The sequence below is a fragment of the Pseudomonas sp. NFACC02 genome (assembly GCF_900110765.1).
In the GTDB taxonomy this organism is placed as follows: Bacteria; Pseudomonadota; Gammaproteobacteria; order Pseudomonadales; family Pseudomonadaceae; genus Aquipseudomonas.
Genome location: NZ_FOEO01000050.1, coordinates 14,121 through 38,828 on the forward strand (window position 1 = coordinate 14,121; position 24,708 = coordinate 38,828).

Sequence of the window (24,708 nt, forward strand, 5' to 3'; positions counted from 1 at the left end):
TGGCCGACCTCCGTTTCACTTCAAGTAGCCGAGCCCCATGTCCGAGCCACGCAAGATTCTCGTCACCAGCGCCCTGCCCTATGCCAATGGTTCCATTCACCTTGGCCACATGCTCGAGTACATCCAGACCGACATGTGGGTGCGCTTCCAGAAGCACCGCGGCAATCAGTGCATCTATGTCTGCGCGGACGATGCCCATGGCTCGGCAATCATGCTGCGCGCTGAAAAAGAAGGCATCACGCCAGAACAACTGATCGCCAACGTCCAGGCTGAACACAGCGCCGACTTTGCCGACTTCCTGGTGAATTTCGACAACTTTCACTCGACCCACGCCGAAGAAAACCGCGAGCTGTCGAGCCTGATCTATACCCGTCTGCGCGACGCGGGCTACATCGCCACGCGTTCGGTGACGCAGTATTTCGACCCTGAAAAGAAAATGTTCCTGGCCGACCGCTTCATCAAGGGCACCTGCCCGAAGTGTGGCACCGAAGACCAGTACGGCGACAACTGCGAGAAGTGCGGCGCGACCTACGCCCCGACCGACCTGAAAGACCCGAAATCGGCGATTTCCGGTGCAACCCCGGTGCTCAAGGACTCGAAGCATTTCTTCTTCGACCTGCCCGCCTTCGACGCCATGCTTAAAAGCTGGACCCGGAGCGGCACGCTCCAGGACGCCGTGGCCAACAAGATCGCCGAGTGGCTGGATGCGGGCCTGCAGCAGTGGGACATCTCCCGCGACGCGCCTTACTTCGGTTTTGAAATCCCCGGCGAGCCCGGCAAATACTTCTACGTGTGGCTGGATGCACCGATCGGTTACATGGCCAGCTTCAAGAACCTGTGTGATCGTACGCCGACGCTGGACTTCGACGCGTTCTGGAACAAGGACTCGACCGCCGAGCTGTATCACTTCATCGGCAAGGACATCGTCAACTTCCACGCGCTGTTCTGGCCAGCGATGCTGGAAGGTGCCGGCTTCCGCAAGCCGACTGGCATCAACGTGCACGGCTACCTGACCGTCAACGGCCAGAAAATGTCCAAGTCGCGCGGCACCTTCATCAAGGCGCGCACGTACCTTGAACACCTGTCGCCGGAATACCTGCGTTACTACTACGCGGCCAAACTGGGCCGTGGCGTCGACGATCTCGACCTGAACCTGGAAGACTTCGTGCAGAAGGTCAACTCCGACCTCATCGGCAAGGTGGTGAACATCGCCAGCCGCTGTGCAGGCTTCATTCAAAAAGGCAACGCCGGCGTGCTGGTGGCGGGCAACGCCGCACCTGAACTGACCGACGCCTTTCTTGCTGCCGCGCCAAGCATCGCGGAGGCCTATGAAGCCCGAGATTTTGCCCGTGCCATGCGTGAAATCATGGCGCTGGCCGACCGTGCCAACGCGTGGATCGCCGACAAGGCACCGTGGTTGCTGGCCAAGCAGGAAGGCAAACAGGATGAAGTCCAGGCCATCTGTGCCCTGGGCATAAACCTGTTCCGCCAGTTGGTGATTTTCCTGAAGCCGGTCCTGCCTGACCTGGCATCTGACGCGGAGCAGTTCCTCAACGTCGCCCCGCTGACCTGGAACGATCACCTGACGCTGCTCAGCAACCATCAGTTGAACCCGTTCCAGGCCCTGATGACCCGTATCGACCCGGCAAAGGTGGAAGCCATGACGACCGCTTCGAAAGAAGACCTGACGGCCAGCGCCACCGATACCGGCGCAGCCGCTCAGGGCAACGGCGAACTGGTCAAGGATCCGCTGTCCCCGGAAATCGACTTCGACGCCTTCGCCGCCATCGACCTGCGCGTCGCACTGATCGAGAAAGCCGAACACGTCGAAGGGGCTGACAAACTGCTGCGCCTGACGCTGGACATCGGCGACGAAAAACGCAACGTGTTCTCCGGCATCAAGAGCGCTTATCCGAACCCGGCAGAGCTTGAAGGTCGTCTGACCATGATGATCGCCAACCTCAAGCCTCGGAAAATGCGCTTCGGTATCTCCGAAGGCATGGTGATGGCGGCCGGTCCTGGCGGCGAAGAGATCTACCTGCTGAGTCCTGACAGCGGCGCCAAGCCGGGTCAGCGCATCAAGTAACCCTGAACGCGGCCGACGCCCCCCCAGGGTCGTCGGTCTGGTCCAAGCATGAGCCTGATTCAGCGTATCGATGCCCTCCTGCCGCAGACCCAGTGCGGCAAATGTGGCCACCCCGGCTGCAAGCCTTACGCCGAAGGCATCGCCAGCGGCGAATCGATCAATAAATGCCCACCCGGGGGCGATGAAACCATCGCAGCCTTGGCGCGTCTGTTGAACGTGCCGATCCTGCCCTTGGACACGGAACGTGGAAGCGCCCCTCCTCAGGTGGCATTCATTCGTGAAGCGGAATGCATCGGTTGCACCAAATGCATTCAGGCCTGCCCCGTCGATGCCATCGTCGGGGCCGCGAAGCTGATGCACACCGTGATCGTCGACGAATGCACCGGTTGCGACCTGTGCGTAGCCCCTTGCCCTGTTGACTGCATCGACATGCTGCCTTTGCCATCGACCAGCGTGGTGCCGATTGTGGGCGGGTTGGCATTTGATGAAACCCAGCAGGTTGCGCGAGCGGCCAAACGCGGTCGCGCACGTCAGCGCTTCGAAGCCCGCAACGCGCGGCTGGAGCGGCAAGAACGACAGCGTCAGGCTGAACGTCTGGCCCGTCAGCAAAAGCCCGTAGCTTCGACACCCACCCACGCAGACTCCGTCCAGGCGGCACTGGAACGGGTTCGGACACAGAAGACGGCGGACCGCGACGCGGCATTGAAGCAGGCACGCATCGACGTCACGATGAGCCGCGCACAGCTGAACAAGTCGCTCAAAGCGTTTGGACACCCGCCCATCGCCGAGCAGGCGGCGCGACTGGTGGCGTTGCAACGGGAACTCGACGAAGCCGAGCGCGCCCTGGCTGCAATTCAAGACGTTGGGCAACCCAGGCAGGTAACGCCAACCGTAGCGTCAGTAAACGTCGTGCCCTCAGCCCAACCTGAAAAGGCCGCCCTGAACAGAGCGAAGATCCAGCTTGCCATGCGCCGTACTGCCCTCGCCAAAGCTCAATCTGCTGAGCTACCGCCTGATCAGATAGCGGTACTGAGCGCTGAGGTTGCACAAGCCGAACAGGCGTTGCAGACCCTTGAAGGCTCATAGACTGACTGACGTCTGCCACCCGGCCCGACACCACACTTGATTCGACCGTTTTTCAGGGAAAGCGCATTCATGAACGCAGCAAAACGTCTGGAAATATTTCGTCGCCTCCACGAAGACAATCCCGATCCCAAGACGGAACTGTCCTACAGCTCGCCGTTCGAACTGTTGATCGCTGTGATCCTTTCCGCGCAAGCCACGGACGTCAGCGTGAACAAGGCGACGGCCAGACTGTATCCGGTCGCCAACACCCCACAGGCGATCTACGACCTGGGTGTCGACGGGCTGTCCAGCTACATCAAGACCATCGGCTTGTACAACAGCAAGGCAAAGAACGTCATCGAAACGTGTCGTATGCTGCTGGAACTGCATGGTGGCGAAGTACCGCAAACCCGAGAAGCGCTGGAAGCTCTACCGGGCGTAGGTCGCAAGACCGCTAACGTCGTGCTCAATACCGCATTCCGGCAGTTGGCGATGGCCGTGGACACGCATATTTTCAGGGTAAGTAACCGCACTGGAATCGCCCCGGGCAAGAACGTCATCGAAGTGGAAAACAAGCTGATGAAGTTCGTGCCAAAGGATTACCTTCTCGACGCCCATCACTGGCTGATCCTGCATGGCCGTTATGTCTGCGTGGCACGCAAGCCTCGTTGTGGCAGTTGCAGGATCGAAGACCTGTGCGAATACAAGGCAAAGACATCCGACGATTGAGCAATAGCGTTTTTGACGCTTGATCGATTGAAAAAATCTTTTTTACCCGGTCCGGGTTTGTCGCTATAAGGTGCGCCAATGACAGTCTAAGCCTGGAGTCAACTTTATGAGCACTGGCAAAGAGCAAATGGACGTAGAGGACGACTTCGTCTCCGGGGATTCCGACGACGCCGCCCAAGTACCGGTAGAAACCGCAAAAACCAACCTCAGTAAGCGGCGAACCATTGACAACCTGCTGGAAGAGCGTCGACTCCAGAAGCAGTTGGCCGATTACGATTTTGACTTCTGACACGCCCCGAAGAAAGATGCTGTTAAAAGCCTCTCGTGTACGTGAGAGGCTTTAGCCTGCCGGCAAAAATTCATGGATGCTGCCTGTCGTGTCGCGATATCGCTGACACCTGTTTCGAGCCTGGGCTCCTTTTGTTACACCAGCCCATTACGTTGGGCCAGTTCAATGAGGTCTACCAAAGAATGCGCGTTGAGCTTAAGCAACAGGCGCGTTTTGTAGGTACTGACCGTTTTGTTACTCAGAAACATTCCATCTGCAATTTCCTTATTGGTTTTGCCCCGCGCCAACTGCTGCAGGACCATCATCTCTCGCCCTGACAGACGATCCACCATCTCGGCCTCGCTGGCGTTACCGAGACTCGAACGCACCGTGTGCAGCGCCTGATTCGGAAAGTAACTGTAACCGGACAACACCGCCTTGATAGCGCTCAGCAATTCCGTGAGGTCTTGCTGTTTGCAGACATATCCCGCAGCACCCGCCTGCATGCAACGCATTGAAAAATGTCCAGGCGCCTGAGACGTCAGGATCAGCACCCTGAAAGGCAGCGTCATCGCCGTCAAACGAGCGATGACCTCCAGGCCGTCGAGCTTGGGGATTCCGATGTCCAGTATGACGATGTCAGGTAAATGCTCGCGTGCCAGTTGCAGGGCGTCCACGCCGTTGTCCGTCTCGGCGATGACTTCGTAGCCATGACGCTCCATTAACATCCGTACAGCGAGCCGAATGACAGGGTGATCATCCACGATCAACACTTTATTCATGAGCAGTCCATTTTTTTCTGTTCGAATTTTCAGAGCCCGCACAATAGCTTAGTCGTTTAGTGCTTTGCATGGCGCTCCTCCCTTCGGACTAGCAGGCAAAGACCTTTCCTACTTAAGCAACAGAAAGATCCTACAAAACCTGACTGATCCATCCTCTCTCGGAGGCTATTCATATATTTTGCTTCCCAAATGGGGGGCCTTCAGAATGAAAAAAAGAGTCAGGAAAATACCGCTGTAACAGACCCGAGTATCACAGCCCTCAACCTCACCATTGCGACGCGCCGCGCAGCCCGTCCATCCACCTGAAAGCGGGATTGAACGCTCCGCGGTAATTCCCCTGCGTTCATCGCAGCCCATCGCCAAACCTCCTCTTCTGTCCTGCCGCTGCGCCTGGCGCGATGATCTGAAAGCCACTGTACGAATCAGGGCCCTTGACTGACAGGATAAGCGCATCCACAGAACATGCGAGTCGACAACATCCATAAAATATTGCAGCTGCCTTCCAGCCCGGATGTTCATCCGTCGTGTTGAAAAATTACACATCTGAAAATGCTTTTCTTCATACATATTTATTTAGGGAAATGGACTACACGATGATCGGATCGCTCCGAGAGCTGGGCCCCAGACACGCAACGACGGGGCTTCCGCCGCCCTCGCTAGCAGCCATGCGACGGGCAGTAAAAAAGCATTTACACGCTGTACAAATATTTCGCGCTTAATTAACATTTTATTGCTATAGCTCTTCCGAGGCCCACGTAACACCATCCTTCCATGTAAATCCAGTGAACTTCCGGCAAACCAGAAAAATACTACACAACTAACAGACAACCAAAATAGCGCTTGTAAGACTCTAAGAATTATCAAGATTCAAACTCCCGCAATTTGATTTTTTACTTGCCAAACCTATTTCCAGTCGTTACTTTTTTCTGCAAACGATCTTTCGGTTATCGACAACTACCGACATTCACAGGCTGCTTTAACCGAATAACTTTGCCCTTTATCACCTTTCTGTTTCCTTGCCTGTACTTCAAGCGCGAGCAGGGTTCGGCCGACTCGGAAAAGCGTGTCCAGCCTTGAAGAAAGTTGATGACGGACGCCGGCCCGCTGTAAGGCCGTCTATATCAACCTGTTCAAAGGAATAAACCATGACTAAAAAGAAAGGAGTCTTTTCAGCGACCCCCTCCGAACCTCTGAAAATAGCTGAAGCGGTAGAGCAATACGTAGCCCAGGGCGGTGTCATTAATGTGGTCCCGGAAGGTGAGTCGGGCGAAATGGCCTGCGAGACGACAAAAATTGCCCAGGAGATGGATCCAGAAGCGCAGATGAAAGCCAAGCTCGAACAACTGAAAGGATTGGTAGCGAAGGGGGCAGGTGTTTCGGCGCTCCAATATTCGTTACGGATGAACCGCAAGGAGATCAAGCGACTGGCGAACGAACATGGCCTGAAAATCCTCTACAGCCGACCGGTAAGATCACGGCCCGCGCGCAGCCGTGAGACGGGCGTGATAGACGACACTGTCGCCGGCCATGCCATGCACTATTCGTCACTGGGTTATACGGCGCAGGAAATCGCACAGTTGCTTGATCTTAGTGTGCGGGATGTCTGGAATATCGGTAAGGCGTATCGCTTCGAATTCAAGAGTCCGGCAAAAATCGACACCGCCGCAGATCTTTCTTCCGATCTACCGGAGCCCGAGAAATAGCGGTCATCACGCACGGCGGGAATGATTCGGGGAGACCTGAGCGGCCTGAGCGATAGCATAATCTGAAAACGGCGCAACCCCGGGCGGGGTTGCACCTGGTCAATTGACTGCGATCAGAACAACTTGCGGTTCTTGTTCGCGGCAATGCGCATGCGCAGTGCATTGAGCTTGATGAAGCCAGCCGCGTCAGCCTGGTTGTAAGCGCCGCCGTCTTCTTCGAAGGTCGCGATATTGGCATCGAACAGCGAATCGTCGGACTTGCGACCGGTGACGATCACGTTGCCTTTGTACAGTTTCAGGCGAACGACCCCATTCACGTGAGCTTGAGATGCGTCGATCATCTGCTGCAGCATCAGGCGCTCAGGGCTCCACCAGTAACCGGTGTAGATGAGGCTGGCGTACTTGGGCATCAACTCGTCTTTGAGGTGCGCCACTTCGCGATCCAGGGTGATCGACTCGATGGCGCGGTGCGCCTTGAGCATGATGGTGCCACCCGGGGTCTCGTAGCAGCCGCGGGACTTCATGCCGACGTAGCGGTTTTCGACGATGTCCAGACGGCCGATGCCGTGTTCGCCACCGATGCGGTTCAAGGTAGCCAGGACGGTGGCCGGGGTCATCTCGACACCGTCCAGCGCGACGATGTCACCGTTGCGGTAGGTCAATTCGAGGTACTGAGCCTGGTCAGGTGCCTTCTCCGGAGAGACGGTCCAGCGCCACATGTCTTCTTCGTGCTCGGTCCAGGTGTCTTCCAGCACGCCGCCCTCGTACGAGATGTGCAGCAGGTTGGCGTCCATCGAGTAGGGCGACTTCTTCTTGCCGTGACGCTCGATCGGGATCGCGTGCTTCTCGGCGTAATCCATCAGTTTCTCGCGGGACAGCAAATCCCATTCACGCCAGGGTGCAATCACTTTTACGCCAGGCTTGAGCGCGTAGGCACCCAGTTCGAAACGCACCTGGTCGTTACCCTTGCCGGTGGCGCCATGAGAAATGGCGTCGGCGCCGGTTTCGTTGGCGATTTCGATCAGGCGCTTGGCGATCAGCGGACGAGCGATGGACGTACCCAGCAGGTACTCACCTTCATAGACGGTGTTGGCGCGGAATATCGGGAACACGAAATCGCGCACGAACTCTTCGCGCAGATCGTCGATGTAAATTTCTTTCACGCCCATGGCTTGCGCCTTGGCGCGTGCAGGCTCGACTTCTTCACCCTGACCCAGGTCAGCCGTAAAGGTCACCACTTCGCAGTTGTACGTATCCTGCAGCCACTTGAGGATTACCGAAGTATCCAGGCCACCGGAATACGCGAGAACTACCTTGTTAACGTCCGCCATGCCATCACTCCAACGCGTTGTACGGAAAACCGCTGATTCTACCGTTCAAACCCGTGGAATTACAGTCTCGCGACAGCTTCTGACGACGAAGCGACAAAATCTGTCGAACACACGACGATTACAGCGCCTCAGGAGGTTTTGGCGGCCGATGTGCCGGATGCGGCCGTAGGAGCCGGGGCGGAGGTCGCAGGCGGGACAGCGGCGGGTGGCGCAGCCGGCGCGGGCGCGGGCGCGGCGGTCGGGGCCACCGCAGGTTTCTGTTCGGCGACACGCTCCAGGTGGATATTCACACGGCGATTGCGCGCGCGATTGGCATTACTGGTATTGGGCACCAGCGGGTACTGCTCGCCATGGAAACGCACGGTGATCTGCTCTTCCGGTACGCCCTGGGCCTTCAAGTAGTCCATGACGGCCAGCGCGCGACGGCGCGACAGGTCACGGTTGGTCAGACGATTGCCGCTGTTGTCCGAATGCCCGTCCAGCTCGACGCGGTTGACTGAAGGATCGGCCTTCATATAAGCCAGCACGGTATCGAGCCGGCGTCTGGCTTGTGCATCGAGGTCGATGCCGCCCCCGGGAAAACCGATCTCGGTCTGTCGCACCTGCTGGAAGTTCATGGGGAGCAATTTGGCAGTGCACGCCTGGAAATCGGCGTACGCATGGCTGAACTTGACCGGCAGCAAGCGCACTTCCATCGCCCCGCCATCACGCAGGACATGGCGAATCACCGGACTGCGCCCTTCCATCAAACCTGCGATCAGCCGACCGGCCTGGGCCTGACTGGTATTGAACGGAATGTCCCCATGGCCGACTTTTACCGCACCGAGATTGAGATCACCTCGGCCAGGCTGCCAGGGCGCGGCAGCGGCAATCAGCGTTGCCGAGCCGGAGGCGAGGCTGTAGCCGGAAGCCTTCAGTCGGAAAGTCGCTTGTTCACCCGCCGGGCGCACGAATTCGCCCACGCCGAAATCAGTGATCGGCTGGCTCAGACGGCACTCGAATTGATCGCCTTCTACCTTCCACTCAATATTCTCCAGACGGGTCTGGAAAGTGAGAGCCATGGCCGGCAGGCTGGCAAACACGCTGAGCAGGGCTAGATATCGCTGGCGCACGGAAGGCTCCACAAAAAAATTCACCGCGTTACAAAATTTATCGCTTACACGTGTCTATCGGTTACTTCCTACAAAACTTGATAGCGAGTGCCTGGAGGAGTCTTTTCCGGTAGCATTCCCAGCGAGTTTGACCCGCCTGGAATTCCCAATGTCCGACCGCCTGACCCTCCTGCGCCCCGACGACTGGCATATCCATCTTCGCGATGGCGCTGTTTTGCCCCATACCGTCGCTGACGTTGCGCGCACCTTTAGCCGCGCCATCATCATGCCGAACCTCGTACCGCCGGTACGCAACGCAGAACAAGCGGATGCGTATCGCCAGCGCATCCTCGCCGCGCGCCCTGCCGGCAGCCGCTTTGAGCCATTGATGGTGCTTTATCTCACCGATCTGACCCAGCCTGAAGACATCCGTGCCGCCAAGGCCTGTGGCTTTGTCCACGCCGCCAAGCTGTACCCGGCAGGTGCAACCACCAACTCTGACTCTGGCGTGACCAGCATCGACAAGATTCTCCCGGTGCTCGAAGCGATGGCAGAGGTGGGTATGCCGCTGCTGATTCACGGCGAAGTGACACGTGGCGACATCGACGTCTTCGACCGCGAAAAAATCTTCATCGATGAACACATGCGTCGCGTGGTCGAGCGCTTTCCGACGCTTAAAGTGGTGTTCGAGCACATCACCACGGCCGACGCGGTGCAATTCGTCAATGAAGCTTCGGCCAACGTTGGCGCGACCATCACCGCGCATCACTTGCTGTACAACCGCAACCACATGCTGGTTGGCGGCATACGACCACACTTCTATTGCCTGCCAATCCTGAAGCGCAACACGCATCAGGTCGCGTTGCTGGATGCCGCCACCAGCGGCAGCAGCAAGTTCTTCCTGGGCACGGACTCGGCGCCTCACGCGCAGCACGCCAAGGAAGCCGCTTGCGGCTGTGCCGGCTGCTACACCGCGTATGCCGCGATCGAGCTGTATGCCGAAGCGTTCGAACAGCGCAATGCGCTGGACAAACTGGAAGGCTTCGCCAGTCGCAATGGCCCGGCGTTCTACGGCCTGCCAGCGAACACCGACACCATTACCCTGGTTCGTGAAGAATGGACCGCCCCGACCAGCCTGCCTTTCGGCGAGCTGTCCGTTATCCCGCTGCGCGCCGGTGAGACACTGCGCTGGCGCCTGCTGGAGGAACACACGTGAGTGAAGACCATTACGACGACGAACAGGAAGGCTCTGGCGGCGGAACAGGCTCCAGGCATCCGATGGCGGCCCGTTTTCGCGGCTACCTGCCCGTCGTTGTCGATGTAGAAACCGGCGGTTTCAACTCGGCCACCGACGCACTGCTGGAAATTGCCGCGACCACCATTGGCATGGACGACAAAGGCTTTGTGTTTCCCGAGCACACCTATTTCTTCCGCGTCGAGCCGTTCGAAGGCGCCAACATCGAAGCCGCAGCCCTGGAGTTCACCGGCATCAAGCTCGATCACCCATTGCGCATGGCCGTGAGCGAAGAAACCGCGCTGACCGATATTTTCCGTGGCGTACGCAAGGCGCTGAAGGCCAATGGCTGCAAGCGGGCGATCCTGGTTGGCCACAACGCCAGTTTCGACCTGGGCTTCCTTAACGCTGCGGTCGCGCGGCTGGACATGAAGCGCAACCCCTTCCACCCGTTTTCCAGCTTCGATACGGCGACACTCGCCGGGCTTGCTTACGGACAGACTGTCCTCGCAAAGGCCTGTCAGTCCGCTGACATCGACTTCGACGGTCGCGAGGCCCATTCGGCTCGTTACGACACTGAGAAAACCGCCGAGCTGTTCTGCGGCATCGTCAACCGCTGGAAGGAAATGGGCGGCTGGCACGACTTCGACGATTGAAGTTCACGCACTGTCAAAACCGGCCAATCGGCCGGTTTTTTTTTACGCCCGACAGAGGCTGGACGCCAACCACTCATCGGCCGTAGTCCCGAAGCACATGAAGTAGTTTTGACAAGCATTCTCATTAACATTAGTATCCGGGGCATTGAGCCAATCACTCAGCGACGGTCTTCTTATATGTATGTCTGCCTCTGCCAAGGTGTTACCGACGGACAAATCCGCGAAGCAATCATGGAGGGATGCTGCAGCTATCGTGAGGTGCGCGAGACCTTGGGTGTCGCCAGCAAATGCGGGAAATGTGCCTGCTTGGCGAAGGAAGTGGTGCGTGAAACCCTGACCGAGCTGCAAACGACACAGGCCGCGCTTGCCTATCCCGCAGAATTTTCTGCCGCCTGATTCAACAGATTTCAAAGAACCGGACCCTGTGTCCGGTTTTTTATGCCTGTAATTCAAACGGTTAGCGAAAAGATGCGGAACACAAACATTCTTATTTCTATTTATTTTCATTTATTATTCAACAACTTAGGTTTGACAGGTGTTTATGGGAGGCTCAAACTTGCGCTTTATAGATAAACATCTTCGACAGGACCTCGATCATGAAAGGCGACATCACCGTCATCCAGCATCTCAACAAGATCCTCGGAAACGAGCTGGTCGCGATCAACCAGTATTTCCTGCATGCCCGCATGTATGAGGATTGGGGTCTGAATAAACTGGGCAAGCACGAATACAAAGAATCCATTGATGAGATGAAGCACGCTGACAAGCTCATCAAGCGTATCCTCTTCCTGGAAGGCCTGCCGAACCTGCAGGATCTGGGCAAGATCCTGATCGGCGAGCACACCAAGGAAATGCTGGAGTGCGACCTGAAGATCGAGCGCAAAGGTCACGCAGACCTGAAAGCGGCGATTGCGCATTGCGAGACCGTCGGTGACTTCGGTAGCCGTGAGATGCTCGAAGACATCCTTGAGTCGGAAGAAGAACACATTGACTGGCTGGAGACGCAACTGGGTCTGATCGACAAAGTCGGCATCGAGAATTACCTGCAATCGCAGATGGGCGAAGAAGACTGATTTCGGGTTTTGCCCCAAACAAAAGCCCCGCCTGGTGTTGAGTCAGGTGGGGCTTTTTATTGGGGTTGGGGTTGGGTGTGTATCCGTTTCTGCGGTAACGGCTACTCAGGGTTCCGCTCTTACAGCTTATAGAGGATCACTTACGATCGTTCCAACGCTCCGCGTGGGAATGCCTGCCAAGACGCTCCGCGTCCACGTTGACGCAGAGCGTCAATCACGGCGTTACCACGCGGAGCGTGGGAACGATCAAAAGCGGACGCTCACTCAATCATCCGTGCCAACAAAAAACCAAAAAAAGCCCCACCTGACTCAACACCAGGCGGGGCTTTTCGAATACCAGACTGAATCAAGCAGTAGTATTCCTCTCAACCGCTTCCTTGACCAGCTTCTGCAACTCACCATTGGCGTGCATCTCAACGATGATATCGCTACCGCCCACCAGTTCACCGTCTACCCACAACTGTGGGAAGGTCGGCCAGTTGGCATACTTCGGCAGGTTGGCGCGGATTTCAGGGTTCTGCAGGATATCGACGTACGCGAACTTTTCGCCACACGCCATCAATGCCTGAGACGCCTTGGCCGAGAAGCCGCATTGCGGGGCATTCGGAGCGCCTTTCATGTAAAGCAGAACGGTGTTTTTGGCAATCTGGTCTTTGATCGTTTCGATGATATCCATGGAGCACCTCGGCTTAACTTTACGACGGTATGAGTCGACACGGTGGCGCATTGTAACGGAATCCCTAGCGTAACGCTCGGTCTTGGCTTTCATCGACCCGACAAATATGATGAGCGTCATGCCGCCGCGACAGTCACCGGTACCCCGTTAAGCGCCGCATTGCCGGACACCGCGTCCATCTGCCGTTCGTCGGTCAGGTCGTTGGCGCTCTCCCCCGGTTGATCATGGGCGATGTCCATTTTCACGCCCGGACGTCTATGCCCCCAACCATGCGGCAGGCTCACGACACCCGGCATCATATCGGTGCTGCCCATCACCTCCACTTCAATCATCCCCACCCGCGAACTCACGCGAACTCTTTGTCCGTCGCTCAAACCTCGGCTGGTCAGGTCTTGCGGGTTCATCAGTAACTGATGCCGCGGCTTGCCTTTGACCAGACGGTGATAGTTATGCATCCAGGAGTTGTTGCTGCGCACATGGCGCCGTCCAATCAACAACAACTCCCCACTTTGCGGCACGGGCAGCGTGGCGAAGCGAACGAGGTCGGCAAGGATCACCTCCGGTGCCGCCTGGATCCGCTGGTTCGCGGTCCGTAGCCGGGCTGCCAGGTTAGGTTTCAGCGCGCCAAGGTCCAGGCCGTGGGGATGATCGTAGAGCGTTTCCAACGACAACTTGAAGTCCGATGCATCTCCGTAGAGTCCTGCACGCAAACCGCGATTCACCATATCTGCCGGCGGAACCGTCGGTTTCAGCGACCGCCCGGTTTTCGCGGCGAAGGCCTTGGCCAGTCCAACGAAAATCTCCCAGTCGTGCAGCGCGCCCTCGGGTTTGGCGAGAATGGCGCGGTTGAAACGCGTGACGTTACGCACCGCAAACAGGTTGAACGTGGTGTCGTAATGATCGTTCTCCAGCGCGGACGTCGAGGGCAGGATCAGGTCGGCATGGCGCGTCGTTTCATTGATGTAGAGATCGACACTCACCATGAACTCCAGCCCCTCTAGCGCCTGATCGAGCCGACGACCGTTGGGCGTCGACAACACCGGGTTACCGGCCACCGTAATCAACCCCCTCACCTGCCCTTCGCCCTCGGTCAACATCTCTTCCGCCAGGGCCGAGACCGGCAGTTCACCGCCGTACTCCGGCAATCCGGATACGCGACTCTGCCACCGGTTGAACCCGCCACCGGAGGTGGAGGCGACCAGATCCAGAGCAGGCTCAGTACACAAGGCACCGCCCACACGGTCGAGGTTGCCCGTGACCAGGTTGATCAGTTGCACCAGCCAATGACAAACCGTACCGAACGCCTGAGTGGAAATCCCCATGCGCCCATAACAGACCGCACGATTGGCGCCGGCAAAGTCCCTGGCCAGCTGTCGGATCTGCTCGGCCGGGATTCCGCAACGAAGGCTCATGGCGTCGGCATCCATATGTGCAACCGCAGAGCGCACATCTTCCAGGCCATCCACCAACAAGTGGCTCTCCCGCGTCAGGCCTTCGGCAAACAACGTGTGCAGCAGCCCAAACAACAGCGCCGCATCGCCGCCGGGGCGGATGAACATATGTTGGTCGGCGATGGCGGCAGTCTCGCTACGACGTGGATCGACCACCACCACCTTGCCCCCGCGCGCCTGAATGGCTTTCAGGCGTTTCTCGACATCAGGCACGGTCATGATGCTGCCATTGGACGCGAGCGGATTGCCGCCAAGGATCAGCATGAAGTCGGTGTGGTCGATGTCGGCGATGGGCAGCAGCAAGCCGTGGCCGTACATGAGGTAGCTGGTCAGGTGATGCGGCAATTGGTCGACCGACGTCGCTGAAAATCGATTGCGGGTCTTGAGCAAACCGAGGAAGTAGTTGCTGTGGGTCATCAGCCCATAGTTATGCACGCTGGGATTACCTTGATACACCGCAACGGCGTTCTGGCCGTGGCGCTGCTGAATGTCATGGAGACGTTCGGCGACCAGTGCGAAAGCCGCTTCCCACTCAATGGGCTGCCAATGATCGCCAATACGGCGCATGGGCTGACGCAGACGATCGGGATCGTTCTGGATGTCTTGCAGCGCCACCGCTTTGGGACAGATATGCCCCCGACTGAAGGTGTCTAGCGCATCGCCCTTGATCGAACTGATACGCACCGACGCGTCGTCGTCGCGTGTGGTTTCGATGGTCAGGCCGCAGATGGCCTCACACAGGTGACAGGCACGGTGGTGGAGAGTCTTGGTCATCGCCAGTCTCATATTTTTGTATGGCGATCAGCCTGATCGCGGAAACAAAACTATGGAGCCTGGCACGGCACTTCGCCAGAAACGTCAGCGCCGTGAATCGGACAGCATCAGGCGAGCCGATAGCTCACCTGAGCGAAAAGAGGGGCACACCCGCAAGGGACTCAGGAAGCGGAACCGCCAATAGGCGTGACCACCTTGCGCTGCATCTGAATCTCGTGAACGGTTTCGACCTGCTCCTGTGACACCTGCACACCGGTGAGCTCGCCGATCAAACGCCAGTGGTCATCCAGGCCAGCACTGATGGTCGCCATACGGTCGATCATCCGACGCCCTGCTGAACGCGTCACCTCGTCTTCACTGCGCATCAGCTCGAACGACATGGATGTCATGGAAGCAGTGAGGTGCGTAAGAGTGCGAGCCGTGAGCCCGAGCAGTTCCGTCAGTTGTTTCTCTTTTGAATCCATTCCCCACCCCTTTTGGAGGACATAAGCGGCCTTTATAACCCACGCCAGTGGATTAGGAAACGTCCGGGTTTCCGCGGCGTGAAGCATGTCGCATAAGGCTCCACGGCCATTTGAAACTGTTACAGAAACGGCAGTAATGACCGCCGCGCAACACGACGGTGTAAACCGCCGGCTATCCTGACAGAAAAAGATGGCGAAGTGCCTCTGCACATCAGCAAATGTAGCACTTCGTTACATGAAAAGCGCACTCAGGGCGCCGCTTTCAGGCGACCGAACGTCTGAGGAGCAGTTTCCCGCCTCCAGGCCCTTGGCACGAGGCGACATTTTCTTATACCCTCGCGCCTTCCCTATTCGTCGCCCCGTGCGGCTTTCGCCGCAGGTCTCGCCCGTTTTCCCGATAAAACCCGGCTTTGAGGATCTGCGGTCTGTTGCAGACAAGGTAGTTAATGATGAGCGCAAGGCACTTTCTCTCGATGATGGATTACACGCCAGATGAGCTCGTCGGCCTGATTCGTCGCGGCATTGAGCTGAAGGACCTGCGAAATCGAGGCGTGCTCTTCGAGCCGCTCAGAGGCCGTGTGCTGGCGATGATCTTCGAGAAATCTTCGACTCGGACCCGTGTTTCGTTCGAAGCTGGCATGATTCAACTGGGCGGTCAGGCAATTTTTCTGTCGCCTCGTGACACCCAGTTGGGTCGAGGAGAGCCGATTGCCGATGGTGCACGCGTGATGTCGCGCATGGTCGATGCGGTCATGATCCGTACCTTCGCGCACAGCAATCTCACGGAGTTCGCCGCCAATTCCCGCGTGCCTGTCATCAACGGCCTGTCGGACGACCTGCACCCCTGCCAACTGCTCGCGGACATGCAAACCTTTCTGGAGCACCGCGGCTCGATCAAAGGCAAGACTGTTGCCTGGATCGGTGACGGCAACAACATGTGCAACAGTTATATAGAAGCGGCCATCCAGTTTGACTTCAAGCTACGTGTCGCCTGCCCTGAAGGTTATGAACCCAACGCGCAGTTCATGGCGCTGGCCGGAGATCGCGTTACGCTGACCCGAGACCCGCGTGAAGCGGTCAAAGGCGCGCACCTGATCAGTACGGACGTCTGGACCTCCATGGGTCAGGAAGAAGAAACCGCCAAACGGATCGCCCTCTTCAAACCGTTCCAGGTTACCCGCGCCTTGCTGGACATGGCCGCCGAGGACGTCCTGTTCATGCACTGTCTGCCGGCCCACCGCGGTGAGGAAATCAGTGAGGACCTGCTCGATGACGTGCGTTCCGTCGCGTGGGATCAGGCTGAAAACCGCCTGCATGCGCAGAAGGCGCTGCTGGAGTTTCTCGTCGCCCCCGCCTATCAACCGGCGTGAGTGATTCAATGCTGCTGAAACTGAGCAACCTCGCCTGTGGCTACCAAGATCAGCGGGTGGTGCAGAACCTGAATCTGCACCTCAACGCGGGCGACATCGGTTGCCTGCTGGGCGCCTCGGGCTGTGGCAAAACCACGACACTGCGTGCCATTGCCGGCTTCGAACCGGTGCATGAGGGCGAGATCGTGCTGGCCGGGGACCTCATCTCGAAGGCCGGGTTTACCCTTGCTCCGGAAAAACGCCGGATTGGCATGGTGTTTCAGGATTATGCGCTGTTCCCCCACCTGACCGTTGCCGACAACATCGCGTTTGGCATTCGCAATCACCCGAGACTGAACCACGTTGTCAGCGAAATGCTGGAATTGGTCAATCTGGGATCGCTGGGTGACCGTCACCCTCACGAGCTTTCCGGGGGACAACAGCAACGCGTCGCCCTGGCCCGCGCCCTGGCGCCTGAGCCGCAGTTGCTACTACTCGACGAGCCGTTCTCCAACCTCGATGGCGAGCTGCGTCGGCGCTTGAGCCATGAGGTCCGCGACATCCTCAAAACGCGCGGCACCAGCGCAATCCTGGTCACGCATGATCAGGAAGAAGCCTTCGCGGTCAGCGATCACGTAGGGGTGTTCAAGGAGGGCCGGCTGGAGCAGTGGGACACGCCTTACAACCTCTATCACGAACCCGCTACGCCGTACGTCGCAAGCTTCGTCGGTCAGGGCTATTTCATTCGGGGTCAGTTGATCGACAGCGAGTCCGTACAGACAGAATTGGGTGTGTTGCGCGGCAACCGCGCTTACCGAGGCGTACGTGGCACGCCGACGGATGTGCTGTTGCGTCCCGACGATATCGTGCATGCCCCGGACAGCGCGTTGAAAGCCCGGGTGGCAAGCAAGACCTTTCAGGGCGCAGCCACGTTATATCGCTTGCAACTGCCGACCGGCACGTTGCTGGAAGCCCTGTTCCCGAGCCACGCGGATTTTCGCGCCGGGGACGAAGTCGGCATTCGGGTAGCGGCCGAGCATCTGGTGTTGTTCCCGGCAGCCGGCAGTGTTCCCGTGCATCAGGATCTGACGGGCTGAGCGCTCCCTCCAATTGCTTGATGAGAATGCCATCCCTGTGGGAGTGAGCTTGCTCACGAAGAGGCCGGTCCATCCGCCGCATCGTCTGGGATACGGCGCCGTGAGCGAGCGCACTGCCAGAGGTTGTGTGTCTTGGCGAGGAATGCCCGTCACCCAAGCCTCAGGGTTCCGCTTGCCACCAGTGCGGCGTATCCGCCGATCTTCACCCGATCGCCTTCCAGGCGGCAAAACAGTTCCCCGCCGCGCGCCGAACATTGATAGGCCGTCAGGCTGAACTTGTTCAACCGGGCTGACCAATAGGGAATCAGGCTGCAATGTGTCGCGCCGGTCACCGGATCTTCCGGGATGCCGATTGCCGGGGCGAAATACCGGGACACGAAGTCGTAGCGTTCGCCATCACCCTTGGCAGTGACGATCACACCGGGCCAGGGCAGCCGGGCAATCGCGGCGAAATCAGGCTTGCATTCGCGAACCGCCTGCTCGGACTCCAGTACCACCAGCAACTCTGCAGCCCCGAGCACATCAACGATATCGACTCCCAGCGCACGCTCAACGTCCACCGTCACGCCCACCTCACTGGGAGGCATCGCCGGGAAATCCAGCAGCAGGCGCCCGTTTTCTCGCGTCACACTCAGTGGGCCTGACTTGCCCACGAAGTCGATGGTGTCAGCCGTTTCGCCGTAAACCTCAAACAGGACGTGGGCGCTGGCCAGCGTCGCATGCCCGCACAGCGGCACTTCGCTGGTCGGTGTGAACCAGCGGATATGCCAGCCTTGGGCTTCACGCACCACGAAGGCGGTTTCCGACAGATTGTGTTCGGTCGCAATGTGCTGCATCAGCTCATCCGACAGCCAGGCGTCGAGGCGATAGACCATCGCAGGATTGCCCGCGAACAATCGATCGCTGAAAGCATCGACCTGATGAAATTCAAGCTGCATGGAAGGCGTCCCCGATCGTTGATGTCTGGCAGCGCCGTACCCTGGTCGCTGCAAAGGGTCACTGCATGAAAAGGCTTAAGCCGTTTCTGACCAGCCTGTGGATCATTCACGGCCTATCTGGGCGAATGTGGCATGGGTGTGTTGTGCCAGTACCGCAGCCGACAGCTCGACTTCAAGCCCACGTCGACCCGCGCTGACAAAAATAGTCGCGAACGGTTGAGCGGTTTCATCGATGAACGTACGCAGCCTTTTTTTCTGCCCCAGCGGGCTGATGCCACCCAGCAAATAACCGGTGGCACGCTGTGCCGCGGCAGGGTCAGCCATTTCCGCTTTCTTGGCACCTGCGGCATGGGCCAGCGCCTTGAGATCCAGCGAGCCCGCCACCGGGACGACCGCCACCAGCAGCTCCCCCTTCTCCGTGCTTGCCAAGAGTGTCTTGAACACTTGAGCGGGTTGCAGATTCAGTTTCTCTGCGGCTTCCAGACCATAAGAAGCCGCTTTGGGGTCATGCTCGTAACTGTGTATTCGGTGTTCGGCGCGAACTTTTTTCAGTAAATCCAATGCGGGGGTCATGCAGCACTCCAGACGACCGGGAGGTTCTTGTTAGGTGCCATTACTTTAGGCCATCCGCCATCGAAACGCCTTATCCAGATAGGAACGCGCGCCCGACAATCCGAGTACGTGTAAAACCCAAGCCGGTTCGCTTTCGACCTTTGACAAGGTTCGTTTACGTCTATATTTTTTCGAATACGAATATTCAGCCATCACCAGCACTGCCACTCGCGCATGGAATGCGGATTCACACGTAAACTGATGGCAGTTCCCGGATACCCGCTTTATCACCAGGCCACCGACATGACCGACAACGACAACAAAAATTACATCATCGCCCTCGATCAAGGTACGACCAGTTCTCGGGCCATCATCTTCGACCGCGATGCCAACGTGGTGAGCACGGCCCAGAGCGAGTTCGTTCAGCATTACCCGCAACCTGGCTGGGTCGAACATGACCCGATGGAAATCTTCGCGACCCAGACGGCCTGCATGACCAAGGTTCTGGCCCAGGCCAACCTGCATCACAACCAGATCGCCGCCATCGGCATCACCAACCAGCGTGAAACCACGGTGGTATGGGAAAAGGACACCGGCCGACCTATTTACAACGCGGTGGTCTGGCAATGCCGACGCAGCACCGAGATCTGCCAGCAGCTCAAGCGCGATGGGCTTGAGGACTACATCAAAGACACCACGGGTCTGGTGATCGACCCGTACTTTTCCGGCAGCAAACTGAAGTGGATTCTCGATCACGTCGAAGGCAGCCGTGAGCGCGCGCGCCGTGGCGAACTGTTATTCGGCACGGTCGATAGCTGGCTGATCTGGAAATTCACCGGCGGCAAGGTTCATGTCACTGACTACACCAATGCCTCGCGCACCATGATGTTCAACATCCACACCCTGGAGTGGGATCAGCGGATGCTGGACGTGCTGGACGTTCCCCGGGAAATGCTGCCCGAGGTCAAATCCTCCTCCGAAGTCTACGGTCACAGCAAAAGCGGCATCGCTATCGCGGGCATCGCCGGCGACCAGCAATCGGCGTTGTTCGGCCAGATGTGTGTGGAGCCGGGCCAGGCGAAAAACACCTACGGTACCGGCTGTTTCCTGCTGATGAACACCGGCAAGAAAGCCGTCAAATCCAACCACGGCTTGCTCACCACCATCGGCTGCGGCCCGCGCGGCGAAGTGGCTTACGCGCTGGAAGGCGCGGTCTTCAATGGCGGCTCGACCGTGCAGTGGCTGCGAGACGAGCTGAAAATCGTCAATGACTCGATGGACACCGAGTACTTCGCGACCAAGGTGAAAAACAGCAATGGCGTGTACCTGGTTCCCGCGTTTACCGGCCTGGGTGCGCCCTATTGGGACCCTTACGCACGCGGCGCCTTGTTCGGCCTGACCCGCGGCGTGAAGGTCGATCACATCATTCGTGCGGCGCTGGAATCCATCGCTTATCAAACCCGCGATGTACTCGACGCGATGCAGCAAGACGCAGCCGAACCCCTGAAAGCCTTGCGCGTGGACGGTGGCGCGGTGGCGAACAACTTCCTGATGCAGTTCCAGGCGGACATCCTCGGCACGTCGGTGGAACGTCCGAAAATGCGTGAGACCACCGCGTTGGGTGCGGCCTATCTGGCGGGCCTGGCCATCGGTTTCTGGAGCGGTCTGGACGAGTTGAAGGACAAAGCGGTCATCGAGCGCAAGTTCGAACCGCAGTGTGACGATGCCGAAAAGGAAAAGCTGTACGCGGGCTGGCGCAAGGCCGTAGACCGCACCCGCGACTGGGAGCCGCACGAAGAGGCGGAGTAACCCATACACCATCATTGACCTGTGCTGGCTTGCTCGCGACCGGGTTGATGCACAGACCTGTGTCCAGCCCTCAGACCTGTGGGAGTGAGCCTGGTCTGGACGGCATTCCGACGAACGCGGTGGGTCAGCATCATCAACAGCGAATGACCCACCGCATTCGTCCGAATTGCGGCCCATACCCTCGTAACCTCGGACGTCTTCCACAGCGTCCGCGTCGTTCCAGCCAACCTGAATGTCGCCGCCTGTCCGGGTATCTTCGCGAGCATGCTCGCTCCCACAGGATTGACTGCCCCGAGATTTTTCCGGCTGACAGGTAATGGCTGCCTGCGGCATCATGGGCGCCCTTGCCCGAAGGAAAAAAAATGAATCTGCCACCCCGTCAACAGCAGATCCTCGAGCTGGTCCGTGAGCGCGGCTACGTCAGCATTGAGGAAATGGCCCATTTGTTCGTCGTGACGCCACAAACCATTCGACGCGACATCAACCAGCTGGCGGAAATGAACCTGTTGCGCCGCTACCATGGGGGCGCCGCCTACGACTCCAGCATCGAGAACACCGCGTACGCCATGCGTGCCGACCAGATGCGTGATGAGAAGCAGCGCATCGCCGAGGCCATTGCCGCGCAGATCCCCGATCACGCCTCGCTGTTCATCAACATCGGCACCACGACCGAATCGATTGCGCGCGCGCTGCTCAACCATAACCATCTGAAGATCATCACCAACAATCTTCACGTGGCGTCGATCCTCAGTGGCAAAGACGATTTCGAAGTGCTGCTGGCCGGTGGCAACGTGCGTCGCGACGGCGGCGTGGTGGGTCAGGCGAGCGTGGATTTCATCACACAGTTCAAAGTCGACTTCGCGTTGGTCGGGATCAGCGGGATCGACGAAGACGGTAGCCTGCTGGACTTCGACTATCAGGAAGTGCGCGTTTCTCAGGCGATCATTGCCAATGCGCGCCAAGTGATTCTGGCGGCCGACTCCAGCAAGTTCGGTCGCAACGCCATGGTCCGTCTGGGCCCGATCACCCTAATCGACTGCCTGGTGACCGATCAGGCGCCGGTCCCGGCATTGGCGCAATTACTGACGCAAAACAAGATTCGGCTGGAAGTGGTTTAAGCAGCGGATCACACCTGGATCTGCCCTGAGCGCAGACTCAAAAACGAACCGCGCTATAGCGCGGTCCGAACCTCTTCATGTTCGCTTTTGTTCCTTTCCCCTCCTTCTGATCAGTATTTTCAATCAATACCGAGTGGTCGGGTGCTCGTTATTGCGTTACTATTTTCGAAAATGAACATAAATGTTCGAATTCGCCTTTCGTGAATGCTCTGCATCCAGGCGTGATCGAATTCAGACAGGAGGCCCCGATGGCCCATTCCAGCTTGCCCACTGCGCCCCTTTCCGAGGTTTATGACATTGCCGTGATTGGCGGTGGCATCAACGGTGTCGGGATCGCGGCAGACGCATCGGGACGTGGTCTTTCGGTGTTCCTTTGCGAAAAGGACGACTTGGCCAGCCACACCTCGTCAGCCAGCAGCAAGCTGATCCACGGTGGCCTGCGCTATCTCGAACATTATGAGTTCCGTCTCGTGCGCGAAGCGCTGGCCGAACGTGAAGTGTTACTGGAAAAAGCGCCACACATCGTCAAGCCGATGCGTTTCGTACTCCCCCACCGTCCTCATCTGCGTCCCGCGTGGATGATTCGGGCAGGGTTGTTTCTGTACGACCACCTGGGTAAACGTGAAAAACTCCCCGCCTCCAAAAACCTTCGTTTCGGCGCAGACAGTCCTCTCAACAGCTCGATCACGCGCGGTTTCGAATATTCGGATTGCTGGGTCGACGATGCGCGTCTGGTCGTGCTCAATGCCATGGCGGCCCGCGAAAAAGGTGCGCACATTCACACTCAGACGCGCTGCCTGAGCGCTCGCCGTAGCGGCGGACTGTGGCACCTGAACATGGAGCGTGCCGACGGCAGCCTGTTTTCGATCCGCGCGAAGGCACTGGTCAACGCGGCCGGCCCGTGGGTTGCCAAGTTCATTCGCGAAGACCTCAAACTGGAGTCGCAGTACGGCATCCGCCTGATTCAAGGCAGCCATCTGATCGTGCCGAAACTGTATGAAGGCGAAAACGCGTTCATTCTGCAGAACGAAGACCAGCGAATCGTTTTCGCCATTCCATACCTGGAACGCTTCACCATCATCGGTACCACCGACCGCGAATACACCGGCGATCCTGCGAAAGTGGCGATTACCGAAGGCGAGACTGATTACCTGCTGAAGATCGTCAACGAACACTTCAAGAAGCAGCTCAGCCGCGACGACATCATCCGCACCTATTCGGGTGTGCGCCCGCTTTGCAACGACGAATCGGACAACCCGTCGGCCATCACTCGTGACTACACGTTGTCGTTGTCGGGCAGCGCCGATGAAGCGCCGATCCTGTCGGTCTTCGGCGGCAAACTGACGACCTACCGAAAACTGGCCGAATCGGCGATGCAGCAACTGGCGCCGTTTTTCCCCCAAATGAAGCCGAGTTGGACGGCCAAGGCGAGTCTGCCTGGCGGCGAGAACATGACCACACCGGCTGCTTTGGCTGCTGAGCTGCAACAGCGCTGCAACTGGCTGAGCGCAGACATCGCCAACCGCTGGGCAATCACCTACGGCTCGCGCAGCTGGCGGATCGTCGAAGGCGTCCAAGGCGTCGCGGACATGGGCGAATATTTGGGTGGTGGCCTCTACAGCCGCGAAGTGGACTACCTGTGCAGCGAAGAATGGGCGACCAAAGCCGAAGACATTCTCTGGCGCCGGACCAAGCTGGGTCTGTTCACCACGGCGCAGGAACAGCAGAACGTACAGGCGTACCTCGACAAATTGGCGCGTAATAAAGGTGCTATCGAAGCCGCCTGAATCCCCCACCCTCTTTGCACCGCAGTGCCTCTGTGGGAGCGAGCTTGCCCGCTCCCACGGCCTGCGGCCAGAATCAAAAGCCCTGCCGCCTCCTAAATTCCGATTCTGCCCTGTGCGCAGATGATGTCAGGCAGAACCTTGTTTCTGCCCGCAGCGCGTAACAACTGTCTTTCTCACGTCACATGCGCAGTCTCCCTGGAGGCTTCTGCCTGCAAAGTGTAGGAGCGCGCCCGCGATCTGGCGCGCAGCGGCAGCAAAATCAGACGACTCGGTTGTACCTGATACACCGCATGCACAGGTCTTGCTGCCGGTCCCCGGCAGATCGCGGGACAAGCCACGCTCCTACAAGAGAGAGGTGTGCGGGAAATGGATGCACGCCCCAAGAATGCGATGAGCGTTAGCTCCAGCCCGAGCTGTTCATATGCGCGACAGTCCAGACACCACAAATCGCGACTTGGGTGCAGGCCAAACGCAGACGACGCGCAGTGGGCCGAGCGGCATGGATGCCGCGAGAGCGCCGTCAGGGCATGGATGCCCGTTCGGCGCGGGCCCACGGAGCGTCGTCGGAGTGCGGGTACCCGAGGAACGAGGGCCCAACCAGGAGCCGGGCACTTTTGGTTACTTTTGGTGCCTTTTCAAAAGTGACCCGCCGGAGGGGCGGAAAGGTGATTCGGC

At 58.3% G+C, this 24,708-nt stretch carries 22 protein-coding genes; 14 read left to right on the plus strand and 8 right to left on the minus strand.

What is annotated here, in order from left to right:
- Positions 1 to 37: 37 nt before the first annotated feature.
- The 4 genes from metG to BMY73_RS24750 all read left to right on the plus strand — a co-directional run bounded on the left by metG (position 38) and on the right by BMY73_RS24750 (position 4,169).
- Positions 38 to 2,086, plus strand: coding sequence for a methionine--tRNA ligase (gene metG, locus BMY73_RS24735; RefSeq protein WP_092410425.1), 2,049 nt, complete (start codon positions 38 to 40; stop codon positions 2,084 to 2,086).
- A 48-nt stretch (positions 2,087 to 2,134) separates the two neighbouring features.
- On the plus strand, positions 2,135 to 3,172 hold the full coding sequence (rsxB, locus tag BMY73_RS24740) for an electron transport complex subunit RsxB (protein WP_092410427.1): 1,038 nt from the start codon (positions 2,135 to 2,137) through the stop codon (positions 3,170 to 3,172).
- 69 nt (positions 3,173 to 3,241) lie between these two features.
- Complete coding sequence (gene nth / locus BMY73_RS24745; RefSeq protein WP_062387960.1) at positions 3,242 to 3,880, plus strand: endonuclease III; 639 nt, start codon at positions 3,242 to 3,244, stop codon at positions 3,878 to 3,880.
- 106 nt (positions 3,881 to 3,986) lie between these two features.
- Positions 3,987 to 4,169: a PA3496 family putative envelope integrity protein gene (locus BMY73_RS24750; protein ID WP_062387963.1), complete on the plus strand. Its 183-nt coding sequence runs from the start codon at positions 3,987 to 3,989 to the stop codon at positions 4,167 to 4,169.
- Between the two features lie 134 nt (positions 4,170 to 4,303).
- On the opposite strand, the gene BMY73_RS24755 is transcribed toward BMY73_RS24750, so the two are convergent.
- Complete coding sequence (locus BMY73_RS24755) at positions 4,304 to 4,930, minus strand: response regulator transcription factor (RefSeq protein ID WP_092410429.1); 627 nt, start codon at positions 4,928 to 4,930, stop codon at positions 4,304 to 4,306.
- A gap of 1,145 nt (positions 4,931 to 6,075) precedes the next feature.
- Between BMY73_RS24755 and BMY73_RS24760 the strand changes: the two genes are divergently transcribed.
- Entirely contained in the window at positions 6,076 to 6,633 is a 558-nt protein-coding gene (locus BMY73_RS24760; RefSeq protein WP_256571373.1) for a hypothetical protein, read from the plus strand.
- Positions 6,634 to 6,746: 113 nt separating this feature from the next.
- Here BMY73_RS24760 and BMY73_RS24765 read toward each other — a convergent pair whose 3' ends face one another.
- Together BMY73_RS24765 and BMY73_RS24770 are read right to left on the minus strand one after the other, a co-directional pair.
- Complete coding sequence (locus BMY73_RS24765; protein ID WP_092410431.1) at positions 6,747 to 7,964, minus strand: argininosuccinate synthase; 1,218 nt, start codon at positions 7,962 to 7,964, stop codon at positions 6,747 to 6,749.
- Positions 7,965 to 8,092: 128 nt separating this feature from the next.
- A complete protein-coding gene (locus BMY73_RS24770) occupies positions 8,093 to 9,076 on the minus strand; it encodes a flagellar protein MotY (RefSeq protein WP_092410433.1) in 984 nt (327 codons plus the stop codon).
- A 148-nt stretch (positions 9,077 to 9,224) separates the two neighbouring features.
- Between BMY73_RS24770 and pyrC the strand changes: the two genes are divergently transcribed.
- The 4 genes from pyrC (at position 9,225) to bfr (ending at position 12,018) form a co-directional block, all read left to right on the plus strand.
- A complete protein-coding gene (pyrC, locus tag BMY73_RS24775; RefSeq protein WP_062387980.1) occupies positions 9,225 to 10,271 on the plus strand; it encodes a dihydroorotase in 1,047 nt (348 codons plus the stop codon).
- Positions 10,268 to 10,945 (plus strand): ribonuclease T, encoded by a 678-nt coding sequence (gene rnt / locus BMY73_RS24780; RefSeq protein WP_062387983.1) that lies wholly within the window; start codon positions 10,268 to 10,270, stop codon positions 10,943 to 10,945. Before pyrC ends, rnt begins: the two co-directional genes overlap by 4 nt.
- 177 nt (positions 10,946 to 11,122) lie before the next feature.
- Positions 11,123 to 11,341 (plus strand): bacterioferritin-associated ferredoxin, encoded by a 219-nt coding sequence (locus BMY73_RS24785; protein WP_092410435.1) that lies wholly within the window; start codon positions 11,123 to 11,125, stop codon positions 11,339 to 11,341.
- A gap of 200 nt (positions 11,342 to 11,541) precedes the next feature.
- Positions 11,542 to 12,018 carry a bacterioferritin gene (gene bfr / locus BMY73_RS24790; RefSeq protein ID WP_062387988.1) on the plus strand — a complete coding sequence of 159 codons (477 nt, stop codon included), beginning with the start codon at positions 11,542 to 11,544 and terminating at the stop codon, positions 12,016 to 12,018.
- Between the two features lie 346 nt (positions 12,019 to 12,364).
- Here the strand turns inward: bfr and grxD are convergent, their stop codons facing one another.
- From grxD to BMY73_RS24805, 3 genes are all read right to left on the minus strand, one after another.
- Positions 12,365 to 12,694 carry a Grx4 family monothiol glutaredoxin gene (gene grxD / locus BMY73_RS24795; protein WP_092410437.1) on the minus strand — a complete coding sequence of 110 codons (330 nt, stop codon included), beginning with the start codon at positions 12,692 to 12,694 and terminating at the stop codon, positions 12,365 to 12,367.
- Positions 12,695 to 12,810: 116 nt separating this feature from the next.
- Positions 12,811 to 14,919, minus strand: coding sequence for a molybdopterin oxidoreductase family protein (locus tag BMY73_RS24800; protein ID WP_092410439.1), 2,109 nt, complete (start codon positions 14,917 to 14,919; stop codon positions 12,811 to 12,813).
- 161 nt (positions 14,920 to 15,080) lie between these two features.
- Positions 15,081 to 15,383 (minus strand): hypothetical protein, encoded by a 303-nt coding sequence (locus tag BMY73_RS24805; RefSeq protein ID WP_062387999.1) that lies wholly within the window; start codon positions 15,381 to 15,383, stop codon positions 15,081 to 15,083.
- A gap of 449 nt (positions 15,384 to 15,832) precedes the next feature.
- Here BMY73_RS24805 and argF point away from each other — a divergent pair, with 449 nt between their 5' ends.
- Complete coding sequence (gene argF / locus BMY73_RS24810; protein WP_062388003.1) at positions 15,833 to 16,753, plus strand: ornithine carbamoyltransferase; 921 nt, start codon at positions 15,833 to 15,835, stop codon at positions 16,751 to 16,753.
- A complete protein-coding gene (locus tag BMY73_RS24815; protein ID WP_175500242.1) occupies positions 16,750 to 17,829 on the plus strand; it encodes an ABC transporter ATP-binding protein in 1,080 nt (359 codons plus the stop codon). The genes argF and BMY73_RS24815 overlap by 4 nt, the downstream gene beginning before the upstream one ends.
- 149 nt (positions 17,830 to 17,978) lie before the next feature.
- Here BMY73_RS24815 and BMY73_RS24820 read toward each other — a convergent pair whose 3' ends face one another.
- Complete coding sequence (locus BMY73_RS24820; protein ID WP_062388010.1) at positions 17,979 to 18,767, minus strand: PhzF family phenazine biosynthesis protein; 789 nt, start codon at positions 18,765 to 18,767, stop codon at positions 17,979 to 17,981.
- 102 nt (positions 18,768 to 18,869) lie between these two features.
- Positions 18,870 to 19,340: a Cys-tRNA(Pro) deacylase gene (gene ybaK, locus BMY73_RS24825; protein WP_062388013.1), complete on the minus strand. Its 471-nt coding sequence runs from the start codon at positions 19,338 to 19,340 to the stop codon at positions 18,870 to 18,872.
- Between the two features lie 282 nt (positions 19,341 to 19,622).
- Here ybaK and glpK point away from each other — a divergent pair, with 282 nt between their 5' ends.
- From glpK to glpD, 3 genes are all read left to right on the plus strand, one after another.
- Positions 19,623 to 21,128, plus strand: coding sequence for a glycerol kinase GlpK (gene glpK, locus BMY73_RS24830; RefSeq protein WP_062388109.1), 1,506 nt, complete (start codon positions 19,623 to 19,625; stop codon positions 21,126 to 21,128).
- A gap of 362 nt (positions 21,129 to 21,490) precedes the next feature.
- Positions 21,491 to 22,246, plus strand: coding sequence for a DeoR/GlpR family transcriptional regulator (locus BMY73_RS24835; RefSeq protein WP_062388016.1), 756 nt, complete (start codon positions 21,491 to 21,493; stop codon positions 22,244 to 22,246).
- Positions 22,247 to 22,494: 248 nt separating this feature from the next.
- Positions 22,495 to 24,033 carry a glycerol-3-phosphate dehydrogenase gene (gene glpD, locus BMY73_RS24840; RefSeq protein ID WP_092410443.1) on the plus strand — a complete coding sequence of 513 codons (1,539 nt, stop codon included), beginning with the start codon at positions 22,495 to 22,497 and terminating at the stop codon, positions 24,031 to 24,033.
- Positions 24,034 to 24,708 lie beyond the last annotated feature (675 nt).